This is a genomic window from Streptomyces sp. Root1310, from assembly GCF_001426425.1.
In the GTDB taxonomy this organism is placed as follows: Bacteria; Actinomycetota; Actinomycetes; order Streptomycetales; family Streptomycetaceae; genus Streptomyces.
This window is the reverse complement of record NZ_LMEQ01000030.1, coordinates 711,741-726,439: the sequence shown is the minus strand read 5'-3', so window position 1 is coordinate 726,439 and position 14,699 is coordinate 711,741. Positions and strand designations below refer to the sequence as shown.

General features: G+C 73.2%; 13 protein-coding genes. 2 read left to right on the top strand and 11 right to left on the bottom strand.

Going from position 1 to position 14,699, the window contains the following annotated elements; all coding sequences use genetic code 11:
• Positions 1–548: 548 nt before the first annotated feature.
• From ASD48_RS30420 to paaA, 10 genes are all read right to left on the bottom strand, one after another.
• A complete protein-coding gene (locus ASD48_RS30420; RefSeq protein ID WP_057604955.1) occupies positions 549–3,095 on the bottom strand; it encodes a hypothetical protein in 2,547 nt (848 codons plus the stop codon).
• A 418-nt stretch (positions 3,096–3,513) separates the two neighbouring features.
• Positions 3,514–4,764 (bottom strand): aminotransferase class V-fold PLP-dependent enzyme, encoded by a 1,251-nt coding sequence (locus ASD48_RS30415; RefSeq protein WP_057604954.1) that lies wholly within the window; start codon positions 4,762–4,764, stop codon positions 3,514–3,516.
• Positions 4,761–5,645: an alpha/beta fold hydrolase gene (locus ASD48_RS30410; RefSeq protein WP_242432774.1), complete on the bottom strand. Its 885-nt coding sequence runs from the start codon at positions 5,643–5,645 to the stop codon at positions 4,761–4,763. The genes ASD48_RS30415 and ASD48_RS30410 overlap by 4 nt, the downstream gene beginning before the upstream one ends.
• Positions 5,635–6,480: a tryptophan 2,3-dioxygenase family protein gene (locus tag ASD48_RS30405; protein ID WP_057604952.1), complete on the bottom strand. Its 846-nt coding sequence runs from the start codon at positions 6,478–6,480 to the stop codon at positions 5,635–5,637. Before ASD48_RS30405 ends, ASD48_RS30410 begins: the two co-directional genes overlap by 11 nt.
• Before the next feature lie 53 nt (positions 6,481–6,533).
• A complete protein-coding gene (locus ASD48_RS30400; protein WP_057604951.1) occupies positions 6,534–7,310 on the bottom strand; it encodes an SDR family oxidoreductase in 777 nt (258 codons plus the stop codon).
• 51 nt (positions 7,311–7,361) lie between these two features.
• Positions 7,362–8,501 carry a 2Fe-2S iron-sulfur cluster-binding protein gene (locus ASD48_RS30395; protein ID WP_057604950.1) on the bottom strand — a complete coding sequence of 380 codons (1,140 nt, stop codon included), beginning with the start codon at positions 8,499–8,501 and terminating at the stop codon, positions 7,362–7,364.
• Positions 8,498–8,998, bottom strand: a complete 501-nt coding sequence (paaD, locus tag ASD48_RS30390; RefSeq protein WP_057604949.1) for a 1,2-phenylacetyl-CoA epoxidase subunit PaaD — start codon at positions 8,996–8,998, stop codon at positions 8,498–8,500. The genes ASD48_RS30395 and paaD overlap by 4 nt, the downstream gene beginning before the upstream one ends.
• Positions 8,995–9,774: a 1,2-phenylacetyl-CoA epoxidase subunit PaaC gene (paaC, locus tag ASD48_RS30385; RefSeq protein ID WP_057605066.1), complete on the bottom strand. Its 780-nt coding sequence runs from the start codon at positions 9,772–9,774 to the stop codon at positions 8,995–8,997. The genes paaD and paaC overlap by 4 nt, the downstream gene beginning before the upstream one ends.
• Positions 9,775–9,778: 4 nt before the next feature.
• Complete coding sequence (locus tag ASD48_RS30380) at positions 9,779–10,144, bottom strand: 1,2-phenylacetyl-CoA epoxidase subunit B (RefSeq protein ID WP_079074063.1); 366 nt, start codon at positions 10,142–10,144, stop codon at positions 9,779–9,781.
• Entirely contained in the window at positions 10,141–11,226 is a 1,086-nt protein-coding gene (gene paaA, locus ASD48_RS30375) for a 1,2-phenylacetyl-CoA epoxidase subunit PaaA (protein ID WP_057604948.1), read from the bottom strand. Before paaA ends, ASD48_RS30380 begins: the two co-directional genes overlap by 4 nt.
• 322 nt (positions 11,227–11,548) lie before the next feature.
• Here paaA and ASD48_RS30370 point away from each other — a divergent pair, with 322 nt between their 5' ends.
• Positions 11,549–11,803, top strand: coding sequence for an acyl carrier protein (locus ASD48_RS30370; protein WP_057604947.1), 255 nt, complete (start codon positions 11,549–11,551; stop codon positions 11,801–11,803).
• A complete protein-coding gene (locus tag ASD48_RS30365; RefSeq protein ID WP_057604946.1) occupies positions 11,803–13,281 on the top strand; it encodes an AMP-binding protein in 1,479 nt (492 codons plus the stop codon). The genes ASD48_RS30370 and ASD48_RS30365 overlap by 1 nt, the downstream gene beginning before the upstream one ends.
• A gap of 187 nt (positions 13,282–13,468) precedes the next feature.
• Here ASD48_RS30365 and ccrA read toward each other — a convergent pair whose 3' ends face one another.
• Positions 13,469–14,698, bottom strand: a complete 1,230-nt coding sequence (gene ccrA / locus ASD48_RS30360) for a crotonyl-CoA carboxylase/reductase (protein ID WP_057605064.1) — start codon at positions 14,696–14,698, stop codon at positions 13,469–13,471.
• Position 14,699 lies beyond the last annotated feature (1 nt).

Sequence of the window (14,699 nt, the reverse complement as noted above, 5' to 3'; positions counted from 1 at the left end):
TGAATAACGGATTTGCTGCGAGGGAGCCCTCGCCGTGATCGTCGCGACCTGCGGCGGACCGTCCGTCCCACCCTTCCGGTACTGCCGCAGCAAATCCGGCATTTACCGCGGCGAGCCGTGCGGTGATGCGGAGGCCAGTCGTGCCGGCGGTGGTAGTGGCGCGTGCTGAGGGCAGGCTCCGAACGCCTGGATCACCAACCCTGCGAAGCGTCGGGAGGCCATGACCTGGGTGGCGGTCGATGTGGCGTGGATCCCTTTGTTGGCCGGTCCGACTTCGTCCTGGACGACCTGTTTCTCGTCCTCATGCACGTGTGCGCAGCTGGCCGAGCAGCACGCACGCCAACAGCGACCCGGCCGGGCCGGCCGCCGCACCGGCGGGCCGGTCGCGGTGCCGCTCCTGTCACCAGCGGGCAGGCACCATCACCACCGGCGCCTGGACCGGGCCCGTGCCTGCCCTGGTCCAGCAGGACCAGGGCGGCGTACGCCAGGCTGCACACGGCGGGCACGGCCGGGCGTCGTCCGGGCGGCCTCCGGCCGGGTCACGGGTGTCAGGTGCGCACCACGAAGTAGAGCCAACCGCCCCACGTGCTCACGTTGCTGAGGTCCTTCGTGGAGCGCTCGTACTTGGGGCGGACGCGGAACTTCTGGTTGAGCGCGTTGGTGAGGCTGAGCTGCGCCTTCGCGCTGCTCGCCGACGACAGGGCGTAGCAGCCCGACGTGGTGAGCGTGTGCCAGGCGGCGCTGTAGTACCGCTGGACCTCGAAGCGCTCGCACTGGCCGGCTTTGTTGGGCGTGACGGTCGCGGTCACCGTGGGCTTCACCGTCTTGTGGAAGACGCGGTAGGTGATCCCGCTGTACGTGGTGCTCGTGTAGTAGCCGCCGAGCGCCGTCGCGATCTTCACGTAGCCGTTGACGGCGCGGGTGGCCGTCGCGGGGGCATAGCGGTAGTCGCCCGCGAAGGACGCGGTGAAGGTGGTGTTGCGGGTGACCTTGTAGGTGGTCTTCAGGTTGCCGTAAGCGTCCACGGTGCCCGTCGTTACCAGGGTCTTCGCCCCGCCGTAGGGCATGGCGTGGATGGACACCGTGCGGCCGTTGTAGGTGGTGCCCAGGTGGGCGGTGACGGTGGCCGTCGCGCCGTACGCGTATGAGGGCGCGCTGCTGGTGACGGTCAGGGCGGTCGCCGCGCGGGACACCTGGACGGTGGCGACCGCGGTGGCCGCCTTGTGGGAGGCGTCACCCGGGTAGGTGACCGTGTAGGTGTTGGCGCCGCCGATGTCGGGGGTGTTGTTCACCGTGACGGTGCCGTCGGCGGCCACCGGCGTGGTCCAGGTCACCGGGGTGCTGCGGGCGGCGTCCTTGCGGGAGACGGTGACCGTCCGGCCGGCGGCGTACGGGCCGTCACCGAGCTTGCCGCCGAAGGACAGGGCCGCCCCTCGGACAGCGGTCGCCGGGGCGCTCAGCGTCAGCGCCGGGGCGTACGGGGCGACCACGAGGCTCATGCCGCTCTCGGACGGCTGGTGGGTGGCGTCCCCGGCGTACGTGAAGACGTACATGAACGAGCCGGCGCCGCCCGGGGCGTCGGTGACGGTGAACCGGAGGGTGGTCGGGTCCACGGGTACGGATCCCAGCGGCACGGTCTGCTGGGTGCTCTCGTCGCGCCGGGCCACCTGGACGGTGGTGCCCTGCGGAAAGGTGCCCAGGCCCAGCTGGGCCATGAGGCGGCCGGTGAGGACGACCGAGCCGGGGTTCGCCGAGGTGATGTCGGTGCCCACGACATCGGTCGGCAGCTTCGCCACGTTCACGGCCAGTGAGGCCGCCGTGGAGCGGTGGGTGGCGTCGCCGGCGTACGCCACCTGGTAGGTGTATGTGCCCTCGTCCTGCTGGAGGTCGGTGAACGTGAACGTGCCGTCCGCGCCGAGTGTGGTGTCGGGCAGGGCGGTGCCGTCGCGGGTGACCTTCAGCGCGGCGCCTGCCGGCAGGAGACCGCGGGTGCTCAGCAAGCCACTGACCGTGTACCGCTCGGTCGGCACCGCGTACTGCGGGTGCCGCAGGGCGAGTTCACTGTCCGTCAGCTTCGGGGCGCCCAGCACGTTCAGGCTGTAGGCACCCGCGGAGTCCTTGGTGACGGCGTAGAGGGTCGTGCCGTCGGCGCCCCACTCCAGGCCGTCCGGAGCGACCGTGCCGGACGGCAAGGTGAGGTGGTTCTCGGCAAGGGTGTTCGGGCCGGCGTAGAGGTAAACGCCGGAGGTGCCGGCGACGGCAACCGTGCCGTCGGTGTCGACGGCCACCGAGCCAGGCGCGGAACCGGAGCCGCCGGTGAAGTACGCGGCGGGGTCTGCGGCCGCGAGGTCCGTGCTGCGGTACGCCCGCAGGGCGAGCTGCTGCGGGGCGGCCAGCAGCACCCCCGTGCCGTCGCCGGTGACGGCGAGCCCGGTTGCCGTGCCTCCGTGGACCAGGGTGTCCGCCTTGACCGACGCCGTGCCCGAAGCTACGCCGAAGGTCGCCACATGACTGAGGTTGCCCTGCGGTTCCTCGGCCACGAGCACATCGCCGCCCGTGGCGAGCAGCGGTGCGGTCGTCCACTGCGACAGGCCAGGCTGCGGGACCGCTGACGGCGCGGGCGCGGACGGGTCGACCGAGCCGATACCGCCCTTGCCGTCGGCCGTGTAGCCGTACCAGACGCGGCCGCCCGCCACCGCGACGGAGACGGGGGAGCTGCCCGCGCCGGTGGACCAGCGGGCGGTCTCGCTGAGCGTCGCTGTGTCGATCGCGGCGATCGCTCCGCCGTCCGCCAGCGCCGCGTACAGCGTGCCGCCGTCAGGCGACAGCGCCAGACCGATGGCGCCCTGCTCCCCCGCAACGGTGGTGATCGGGGTGCCGGAAAGATCGGTCACCACTATGCCGGTCGAGCCGGCTCCCTGGCTGACGAAGACGTGCTGGTGGGCGGGGTCGACCACCAGGTGCGCGTAACCGGACAGCGGCAGCGCGGCCGTGTCGTCGGCGTACACCGCGGAGCCGGCCAGTCCGACGGTGGCGGTGGTCAGGCCGGCCACGAGCGAGAGGGTCGCGACCAGGGAGACCTGTCTGAGGCGCATGAGGCTCCTGTGAGAAAAAGTGAACAAGCAGCGGGACAATATCCCGCCGACCCGACACGCCCGGAAGCAGGGGCCCACTACGGGCGGGCAGTCCGCGGCGACTTCCGCCGGGGCGCCGGTGCAGCCGTGGCTTCCGCCGAGCGCCGACCCGCCGGTGCCGCGCCGGCCGGGCTCACGAACGGCCGTCGGGGCAGGCGCGACCACTTCGACGACCGCGAGCCCATCTTCACCCCGGCACTGGCGCGGGCAGCCCCTGATGTCCCACGCCGAAGTCCACATTCAGCGGGCGTTCATCACGCTCATGTCCCGCCGCCTGGTACGACCCCACTACCGGACCGAGGCGTCGACGGCCGTCCTCGCAGCCAGCTGAAAGACCAGCACGCCCGCAAGGGGCGGGGGTTCGACGCGGAGTTCAGGCTCAGGTGACCGGGCCCGACCGTGAGGGCGCGGGGTCGTAGGACGACTCGCGCACGATGGCGCTCAAGCGCTGTGCGGCGGTGAACAGTTCGGTGTGGGTGGTGTAGAGCGCGTTGACGCCGAAGCGGAGCAGGTCGGGGGCGCGCATGTCGATGACGACGCCCCGGTCCGCCAGGGCTCGGGTCAGGCCGAGGGCGTGCGGGTGGCGCAGGGACACATGGCTGCCCCGGCGGGCCGCGTCCCGGGGTGTCACCGGAGTGATGTCCAGCGGGGTGAGCAGTTCCTCGGCGCAGGCCAGGAAGAACTCCGTCAACGACACACTCTTGGCCCGCAGTTGTGCGAGGTCCACGTCCTCGAAGACGGTGAGGGCCGCCTCCAGGGCGAGCAGGGACAGGATGGGCGGGGTGCCGATACGGGCGCGGGCGATGCCCGGGGCGGGGGTGTAGTCCCGGTCCATGGCGAAGGGGCTCGCATGGCCGTTCCAGCCGGTCAGCGGGGTGTCGAGGGCATCGTGGTGACGGCGGGCGGCGTAGAGCCAGGCGGGCGCGCCGGGGCCGCCGTTGAGGAACTTGTAGCCGCAGCCGACGGCGAGGTCCACCTCCAGGGCGTCGAGGTGCAGCGGCATCGCCCCGGCGGCGTGGCACAGGTCCCACACCGCGAGCGCGCCGGCCCGGTGCGTGGCCTCGGTCAGCGCCGCCATGTCGCACAGCTCGCCGGTGCGGAAATCGACCGGTGAGTAGCTGACCGCCGCCACCCGGGGGCCCTGTTCGGCGAGGAACTTCTCCAGGTCGGCCGGGGGTATCCGGCACACCTCCAGGGCGTCGCCGCGGCGGGCCACCGCGTCGGCGAGGTAGCGGTCGGTGGGGAAGTGGCCGGGATCCGTGACCAGCAGGGGCCGGTCGGGGCGCAGTGCGGTGGCCGCGCTGAGCGCGGTGAACAACTGCACGCTGGTGGAGTCGCCCGCCACCGTCTGCCCCGGCGCGGCGCCGACGAGGCGGCCGATGGTGTCGCCGATCCGCAGGGGCGCGTCCCACCAGCCGCTGTCGTTCCAGGAGCCGATCAGGCCGGTGCCCCACTGGCGGGCCACGACGTCCGCGAGGGCGGGCGGGACGGCGGCGGGCAGCGGGCCCAGGGAGTTGCCGTCGAGGTAGATGACGCCCTCAGGGAGGACGAACCGCTCGGCGAGCGGGGCCAAGGCGTCCTCGGCGTCGGCGAGGGCGGCCCGGTCTTCGAGCGGGGTGGCGGCGGTCATGGGTGCGTGGCCCTCCCTGGGGCGGTGCCGGTATCGGTGCGGTGTGCGGGGGCCGCGTCGGTGCCGTCGCGCGGTGCGGCGAAGCCGGCGGACATCTCCCACAGGGTGTCGGCGACCGCGCGGGCTCCGGGGGCTCCGGGCTCGATGAGGGTGTAGTGGCCGGTGCCGGGCAGCACGACCGTCCTCAGGTCTTCGTGCACGGCCGCGTAGTCGGTGAACTGGGTGAGCGGGACCTCCTCGTCCACGGCGCCGTGCAGCAGCACCGTCGGCACACCGGTGGTACCGGCCCCGCGCAGCAGGGTGAGGGGGTCGACGGCGGGCAGCCGTTCCTCGAACACGGCCTCTCCCCCGAGGAGTTGCAGGGCCGCGTCGTTGCTGAGGCCGTCCCGGCGGGTGGCGGTGAGGTCCGTGATCGGGGCGAGTGCGAGGACGCCGGTCGGGAGGGTGCCGGTGTGCCAGCGGGAGCCGGCGGGCAGCAGGCCGCGCGCCGCGCACCACAGGGCCAGATGCCCGCCGGAACAGTGACCGGCCAGGAGGTAGGGCCGCCCGGCGGGAAGGGTGTCCACGATCCGGGCCACGTCGTCGAACGTCTCGGGATGACCGCCGGCCCCGCCGGAGCGGCGGAAGCCCGGCAGCAGCACGTCGAAGCCCTGCTCGGCGAGGTAGGCGGCGAAAGGAGTGAGGTGCATCCGGTCGTAGCGCCAGTAGCCGCCGTGCAGCAGGATCACCAGAGGGGCGCCGGGGTCTTCGGCCGGCCAGGCGTCGTAGGCCTGGTGCGGGTGGTCGCCGTAGCGGCCGTGCGCCGGTGCCAGCACCGGTTTCAGGCTCAGTACCCGCTGCTCCTCCTCCGCCGCGAAGGCGGAGATCACCCTAGACCCCACCGCGCACCTCCCACAGCTCCGGGAAGACCGGCCTGTTCGCGCGCTGTTCGAGCCAGGCGAGGCCGGTCGAGCCCGCGCTTCCGCTCTTGGTGCCCATGGCCCGGCGGACGACCATGACGTGGTCGAAGCGCCAGCGCAGGACGAGTTCCGCTATGTCGGTGAGCAGTTCGCCGAGGCCGAGCAGCGGATGGTGCTGGGGGCCGGAGTAGATCAGCCGCCACACCTCCACGACGCCCGGGTCCGACGTGTAGGGCGCGCTCACGTCGCGCTCCCGGACGTGCTCCGGAACCGGCAGCCCCCGCCGGTGCAGACAGCCCAGCACCTCGTCGTACAGGGACGGCTGGCGGTGGGTCTCGCTCAGCGCCTCGTGCACGTCGGGGTCGCCCCGGTGCAGGCGGAGCATCGCCTCGGACTTGTCGCCGAGCAGGAACTCCAGTTGCCGGTACATCGCGGACTGGAAACCCGAGGCCTTGCCGAACGCGGCCCGGAAGCCGTTGAAGCGGGCGGGGGTCAGCGCGGCCAGGGGCGCCCAGGCGGCGTTGAGGGCGGTCAGGGCGCGGCGGCTGCGGGCCAGGGCGTCCATGGCGGCGTCCAGGTCGTCCTTGGCGAAGGCCGTGCCGGCGCTGCGCCACTCGTGGACGATCAGGGTGAACCACAGCTCCATCACCTGGGTGGTGACGACGAAACCCATCTCGTCGGGCGCCTCGGTGAGGGGCTGCTGGAGGTTGTTCAGGACGGACGCGTGCACATAGGCGTCGTAGGGGCTGGCACCGTCGAAGGGCCGGGTGAGTGAGTCGTCCGCGGCCCGGGCCGGTGCGGACGTGCCGTCGTTCATGGTGAGGGCCTCCTGTTGCTGCCGCGGGCGGCGCGGCGGTACGGGCGCGGGGCTCACGGGCCGAGGTGGACTCCGCCGGAGACGTCGATCCACTGGCCGGTCACCCAGCGGGCGTCGTCGCTCGCCACGAAGGAGACGACGTCGGCGATGTCCGCCGGGGCCCCGAGCCGGCCGAACACGGAAGCAGCCTCGTACCGTCGGCGGATCTCCGGGACGGCGAGCGTCGGGTTGATCTCCGTCTCGGTGTAGCCGGGCGCGACGCTGTTCACCGTGATGCCCCGCGGTCCCAGTTCCTGGGCGAGGGCCAGGGTGAGGTAGTCGAGGGCGGCCTTGGTCATGGTGTAGGCGATGATCGGCGGGAAGGCGACGCGCGTGGCGACCGAGGAGACGTTCACGATCCGGCCGCCGTCGCGCAACCGGTCCAGAGCGCGCTGGATGATGAAGAACGGCGCTCTGGTGTTGATCGCGAACGCCCGGTCGTAGTCGTCCTCGGTGACGTCCGCGATCCGGCGCGGGACGGTGATGCCGGCGTTGTTGACGAGGATGTCCAGGCCTGGGGCGGCGTCCTGCCCGGCGAGGGCGTGGTCGAAGGCCGTCCACAGGGTGTCGGCGTCACCGGGCACGCCCAGTTCGGCGTGGACCGGGAAGGCGCGTCCGCCGTCGGTCTCGATCTCCTTGACGGTGCGCTCGGCGGCCTCGTGGTCGTGTCCGTAGTGGACGGCCACGAGGGCGCCCTCGCCGGCCAGCCGGCGGGCGACGGCCCGGCCGATGCCGCGGCTGCCGCCGGTGACCAGCGCGGTCCTGCCCTCGTGCCGCAAGGGGGTGGTCATCGATTTCTCCTTCTGCTGGGGTGGGTGGTGGCCGGGGCGGGTGCCGTCATGTCATGCGTCGAAGTCGACGGTGACCTCGCCGCCGAGGGGCCTGGCGCGGCAGGTGAGCGTGTAGCCGGCGGCCAGTTGCCCGGCGTCGAGGGCGTACTGGGGGCCGGTCGCGACCTCGCCGGTGAGGACCTTGGCACGGCAGCTGCCGCAGATGCCCTCGCGGCAGGCGTACGGCACGTCCGGGTGGTCGCGCAGCAGCGCGTCGAGGAGCGCGGGGTCCCGCGGCCCGGCGGTGACGACCCTGCGGTGGCCGTCGTAGAGGGCGGTGACCCGGGTGCCCTCAAGGGTGCGCGGCGCGCCGGGTACGGCACCGGGTACGGGCGGGGTGCTCGGTACGGGCGGGAGCGGCGGGGTGTCGCCGAGGGCGAACAGTTCGGAGCGGACCAGGGCCGGGTCGGCTCCCGCGTCCTTCAGCGCCCGTCGGACGGTGGCGATCAGACCGGCCGGGCCGCACAGCGCGAAGGTGGTGTCCGGGCCCGGCCGGACGTCCAGCGCGGCGAGCAGCCGGGGCAGGCGCTCCGCGTCGATCCGGCCGTCCAGGGGCGGGCGTCCTTCGCGGGTCAGCAGATGGAGCACGGTGAACCGGTCGACGAACGCGTCCTTGAGCAGGGCGAGTTCGTCTGCGAGCAGGGCGTCCGCGGCCGTGGGCACCGAGTGGACGAGGTGGACCCGGCAGGTGGGGTCCGTGCGCAGCGCGCTCGCGCCCATGGCCGCGAGCGGGGTGATGCCGGAGCCGCCCGCGATCAGCACGTGGTGGGCTCCGGGCAGCTCGGGCAGGGCGAAGGCCCCGGCGGGCGCGGAGAGTTCGAGGCGGTCGCCGGGTGCAAGCCGGGTCAGCGCGTACGCGCCGAAGCCGTCCGGGGCGCCCCGCTTGATCACCAGCCGCAGCGCGCCGGGCTCCTCGGGCGGCGGGCACACCGAGTAGCTGCGGCGCAGTTCCTCGCCCGAGCGGCGGTGCCGGACGACGACGTGCTCGCCGGGCCGGTGCGCGAAGGTGGCGCGGAGGGTGTCCGGTACGTCCAGGGTGACGGCGACGGCGTCGCCGGTGAGGTGCTGGACGGCGGTGACCGGGAGCCGGTGCCAGCCGGTGCGCCGACGGGTGCCGTCGGGCGCGAGGACGGGGTTCGGGCGCGTCCTCATAGCGCGCTCAGGTGGGGGAACAGCTCGCGGCAGGCGGTGCAGCGCAGCATCGACTGGCAGCGGGTGGGGCCGAACGCGCTGTGCGGCCGGGTGGCCCGGGAACCGCAGTGCGGGCAAGGAACCCCGGTCAGCCGGACGAGGACCGGGCCGTCCCCCGATGCGGGCGCGGGCGGGGCGATGCCGTGGGCGGCGAGCTTGGCGCGGCCGGCCGCGGTGACGCGGTCCGTCGTCCACACCGGGGACAGCACCTGCCGTACCCGGGCGTCGGGGTGGCCGCCGTCCGTCAGGACCTCGCGGATCGAGGAGGCGATGGCGGCCAGTGCCGGGCAGCCCAGATAGGTGGGGGTGAACTCAACCTCGAGGCGTCCGTCGGCGGCCGGGCCGACCGAGCCGATCACTCCGAGGTCGCCGAGGGCGATGAAGGGCAGTTCCGGGTCCGGCAGCGCCTCCACCCGGGCGCGGATCTCCGATGCCGCGAGGGCCGTGGCGCCGTTCACCAGGTGCCTCCGGGAAACTGGCGGCGCACCGACTGGAGTTCGGCGACCAGGGACGCGAACTCCTCGGTGTGCAGGCCCGCACGGCCGCCCCGGGCCCGCCAGCGGGGGGACGGCACGGTGAGTCCGGCCCGGGTGATCACCTCCGTCGTGCTCCGCTCCCATCCCGGGCGCAGCGGGGCGGGCGAGGGGGCAGTTCCGGCGGCCGCGAGCTCGCGTACCGGGTCGTCCTCGTCGAAGAGTTCCGCCGTGTACGGCCACACGTGATCGAGGCCTTCCTGCATGCGGCGGGCGCTCTCGGCGGTCCCGAGGCCGAGGCGTTCGGTCCAGGTGTCGGCGTGCAGCCGGTGGAAGGCGATCTCCTTGGCGGCCCGCTGTCCGAACGCGGCCAGTTCGGGGTCCGCGCAGCCGCCGAGCGCCTTGTAGTACGCCACGGCGTAGTGCGTGTAGACGAGTTGCCGGGCGACGGTGGCCGCGAAGTCGCCGTTGGGCAGCTCGGTGAGCAGGGCGTTGGTGAACTCGCGGTCGGTCCGGGTGAAGGCGAGGTCGTCCTCGTCGCGTCCGGTGCCGTCGAGGCGTCCGACGAGGGTGAGCAACAGCCGGGCCTGGCCGACGAGGTCGAGGGCGATGTTGGACAGCGCCAGGTCCTCCTCGATGGTGGGCGCCCGGGTGATCCACTGGCACAGCCGCTGGCCGAGGACGAGGGCGTCGTCGCCGAGGCGCAGCAGCTGGACGGCGAGCCGGGGGTCGGTGTGGCCGTCCGCCTCGGTGGCGGCCACCCGCTCAGTCGTCGTGGCCACCGTCGGGGCTCCTCTCGGTCGTCAGCGGCGCGAACTGCTGGGGGTACCGGTACGGCTTGTGCCGCGCGTTGGCGAAGTACGGGTCGCGTTCGTCCGGGGAGGCGGTGTGCACCGCGTCCGAGCGGACCACCCACAGCGACAGGGGGTCGCCCCGGCGGGTGTAGAGGTCGCGTGCCCTGAGCAGGGCGGTGTCCGGGTCGTAGGCGCGTACCGAGCCCACGTGCTGGTGGGAGAGTCCGCGCCGGGGCCGCAGGAAGACCTCCCAGGACCCGGGGGCGCCCTCCGTCCGTGCCTCCGGGGCGCCAACCGGCCGCGCCTCCGGGGCGCCTAACGGCTGCCCGCCGCTCATGCCCCTGCCTCCGTACGGTCGTGGCCGTGCTCCTGCCCGTGCCCGTACTCGTGCGCACCGGCGCCCTGGCCGGCCGCCCCGTCGTCGTCCCGGGTGCGGGCGGCGTACGCGGCGGCGGCCTCCCGGACCCAGGCGCCGTCCTCGTGCGCCGCGCGCCGGTGGGCGACGCGCTGCCGGGCCCAGTGCGTGTCCTCGCCCAGCGCGCGCCGGTAGACGTCCCAGTCGACCGGGGTGAAGTCGTAGTGGCCGCGTTCCTCGTTCCAGCGGATCGCCGGGTCGGGCAGGGTCAGGCCGAGGCGTTCGGCCTGCGGGACGCAGCTGTCGACGAACCGCGCGCGTAGTTCGTCGTTGGTGTGCCGCTTGATGCCCCAGGCCATGGCGCGGCGCGAGACCGCGGCACCGACCGCCGCGGTGCGCGCGTCGGCGCCGCCCGCCTCGGTGTCGGGCGGGCCGAACATCAGCGCCACGGCCGGCAGCCACCAGCGGTCCACCGCGTCCTGCGCCATGGCCTTCTGTGCCGGTGTCCCCTCGCACAGGGCGCGCATCAGGTCATAGCCCTGCCGTACGTGGAAGGCCTCCTCCTGGCATACGCGCCGCATGGCCCGCGCGTAGGGTCCGTACGAAGTACGGCACAGCGGGGCCTGGTTGATGACGGCGGCGCCGTCCGTCAGCCAGGCGATGGTGCCGGTGTCGGCCCAGGTCAGCGCGGGGTGGTCGAAGGTCGCCGAGGCGCGCTGGCGGCCCTGGTGCAGGGCGTCCAGCAGGTCGGCGCGGTCCACGCCCAGCGTCTCGGCGGCGGAGTACAGGTACAGGCCGTGCCCGGCCTCGTCCTGGACCTTGGCGATGAGCACCGACTTGCGGTGCAGGGAGGGCGCCCGGGTGAGCCAGGCACCCTCCGGCTGCATGCCGATGATCTCGGAGTGGGCGTGCTGCGCGAGCTGCCGGAGCACCATGCGGCGGTAGCCGTCGGGCATCCAGTCGCGCGGTTCGACGGCCTCACCGGCGCCGACGAGCGCCTCGAACCTCGCCGTCAGTTCGTCCTCGCCGGCATCCGCGGTGTCGGCGGGCCCTGCCGCGCTCATGCCGCGCCTCCCCGGCCGATCCGCGCCGGGGCGGGGACGTACACACCCCTGGACCGGACCCCTCGCCTGGGCACTGGCATCACTCCTTCGGTGCTTCCCGGGCGCCGTTGCACCCGCCTCGCCCGGTGGATCGGGCGCGGCCTCCGTCTGGGAAAGAGGCCGTCCGGGAGGCCCGCAATCCCCGGGCGTGCCGGATGGGGCGCGTGACAAACGTCACGCGGGGGTGCGGGGATTGCGGTTCGGCGCGGGGGCCTCTTGTTCGGGTGACAGGCGAAGGACGCGATCCGCTCGGCGGTCGGCCTGCCGGGCGAAAGGGGTAACCATGAGCACCGTCAGGGAGTTGCTGGTCGAGCTGACCGGCACGGAGGAGTTCGCCGACGCCGCGCGGGTCGGTGACGACCTCGACCTCGCCTCGAGCGGCATCGACTCCGGGGACCTGGTGCGGCTGGTGCTGCTGGTCGAGCAGCGGGCCGGAGTGGAGATCACCGCAGACGACATGGAAAGGCTTCAGACAATCGCCGACTACGAGCGTTTCGTGGCCGAGCGGTCCGCTGCCGGTGCCGGTGGCGGTGCCTGATGTGGCTCACGCAGCTGCTGGAACGCAACCGGCAGTGCTTTCCCGGGCGGACGGCACTGGTCGACGAGCAACGCGCGGTCACCTGGGCCGGTTTCCACGACCGTACGCTCGAACTCGCGCGGGGATTCGCGGAGCTCGGAATCGAGCACGGTGACCGTGTCGCCGTGCTCTCCAAGGACCGGATCGAGGTACTGGAGACCTACTTCGCGCTCGCCCGCCTCGGCGCGCTGTTCGTCCCGCTGAACCACAGCCTGGCCGTGCCCGAGGTCGCCGACATCGTGGCGCGCGTCGGCGCGGTCGCCGTGTTCGGCGAGTCCGAACTGCTCGACCGGCAGCCGGAGTTGCCCGCCTCGGTGCGGATCACGATGGCGTTCGACAAGCCGGCCTTCGAGGCACTGGGCAGGGTGGCGGCGCGGCGGGAGCTGCCGCCCGTGGCCGACACCGATCCGGTGGCCGTGCTGCACACCTCGGCGACCACCGGGCGGGCCAAGGGCGTCACGGTCGACAGCGCCTCGTTCCGCGCCATCGCCCTGGGCTGGCTGGTGCAGGCCCGGCCCACCGACGACATCGTGATGGTCAACTGCTGCCCCCTGTACCACGGCAGCATGGTGGTGTCCCTGACCTACATGGCGACGGGCGCCACCATCGTGCTCATGCCGGGCTTCACCCCGCAGCGGGCGCTGGCCGCGGTGGAACGGCACCGGGCGACCCACATGTGGATGGTTCCGCAGATGGTGCGCTTCATGCTCCAGGCCAAGGGCGCCGACCGCACCGACCTGTCCACCCTCCGGGAGATCCTGTACGGCGCCGCCCCCATGCCCCTCGATGTGTACGAGGAGGCCGTGCGGCGCCTGGGCTGCGGCTTCCGGCAGGTGTACGGCATGACGGAGGTCGGCGGCCCGTTCGTCACCCTCGGCCCCGACGAGCACCCCTCGCCCGGGAACGCCACCGCGCGCATCCCCTGCGGTCGCGTGATCCCGGGTATGTCCGCCCGCGCGGTGGGCTCGGACGGGACGGAGTCGGCGCGCGGCGAGATCGGCGAGATCGTGGTGCGCGGACCCGGTGTGATGCAGGGCTACTGGAACGATCCGCAGGCCACGCGGGAGATCGACCTCGACGGGTGGATCAGGACCGGGGACCTGGGGTTCGTGGACGAGGCGGGACGCATCCACCTCGTGGACCGCACCAAGGACGTCATCATCCGGGCCGGCCAGAACGTCTACCCCTCGGAGATCGAGCGCGCCCTGATGAGCCACCCGGCGGTACGGGACGCGGCGGTCGTCGGGATGGCGGACGAGGACTACGGCGAGGTGCCGCTGGCGTACGTGGTGGCCGAGCCGGACACCGGCGCCCGGGAACTGCTGGGCCACATCTCGGGGTTGCTCGCCCCCTACAAGAGGCCGCGGCGAGTGGAGTTCATCGAGCAGGTGCCCCGCAACCCCGCCGGGAAGATCGTCAAGAAGCTGCTGCGGACCTGAGGGCACACGCCTCCCCGCGGCCTCCCCGACCGCCGGCACCGGGCCCGGCCACCGCTCCCCCGGTGGCCGGGCCCGGCCGGTGTCGAGTCCCTCGCGGGCCGGCTCGCCGTGCCGCGCCGGACCGCGGGTCTTCGGTCGGAGGGGCGGTGGCCGGGCCGACCGTCGTACGGCCCGGCCACCGCACGCTCTACTCCGACGCGTTGACCAGGACCGCCATGTTCCCCATCGGGTGACGGTTCTCGTGGATGAGTTGGTGGGCCAGGCCGATCTCGTCGAAACCGAAGGTCCGGGACAGGCACGGGTCGATGGCACCCCTGTCGATCAGCCGGGTGATCTCCCGAGCCTCGCGGGCGCAGGCGGCGTGCGAGCCCTGGAGCCGCTTCTGCCGCATCCACAGGAACCGCAGATCGATGTCGCCGTTGTAGCCGGTGGTGCCGCCGCAGATGACGACCATGCCCGCGTTGTCGCACAGGTAGAGAGAGGTGGGGATGGTGTCGGCTCCGGAGTGCTCCAGCACGATCCGGGGGCTGCGCCGCTCGCCGAGCACGTCCCAGAAGCGCCGCCCGAAGGCCCGCGCCCCGGACAGCCAACGGCTCATCGCGGCGTCGTCGGAGGTATCGGGCATCCGGCCCCAGTGGTCGAAGTCGCGCCGGTCGATCCAGCCCTGGGCACCGAGCCGCATGCAGAACGCGCCGCGTTCCTCGCTGGAGACGACGGCGACCGGGATGCCACCGACGTGCCGGACGAGCTGGATGGCGATGCTGCCCAGGCCACCGGCGCCGCCCCAGATCAGCACCGGGTCGCCGGGGCGGACGGTGTGCGGGTCCCAGCCGAACAACTGCCGGTAGGCGGTGGCCGCGGTCGCCATGTAGCAGGCGGCGGCCGCCCAGGACAGGCGGGCGGGCTTGGGGTGGCTCATGTAGTCGTCGACGACCGCGAACTGGGCGAAGGAGCCGTAGTTCTCCTCATAGCCCCACACCCGCTGGCTGACGGACGCGGCCGGGTCACCGCCCAGGCGGATGTCCTCGGCCGACTCGTCCCAGCGGCTGGCGAGCACGACGACCTCGTCCCCGAGCCGAACGCCCTTGACGTCCTCTCCGACGGCCCACACGATGCCCGACAGGTCGGAGCCGCCGATGTGGAAGTCCTCGACCCCACCGGCCTTCTGCCGGGCGGCGATCACGTCGAGCGGCTTGCCCAGCGCCGCCCAGACGTTGTTGTAGTTGACGCCGGCCGCCATCACCTTGACCAGCACCTGGCCACGGCGGACCGGGGGGACGTCGACCACCTCGGTGCGGAACGCGTCGACGGGCTGCCCGTAGCGCTCCCGGCGGATCAGCGAGGCGTACATCTTCCGTGGCACGGTGCCCGGTTCGGGCGCGTCACCGAGTTCGTAGAGGTCCTGGGGTGCGGTCACG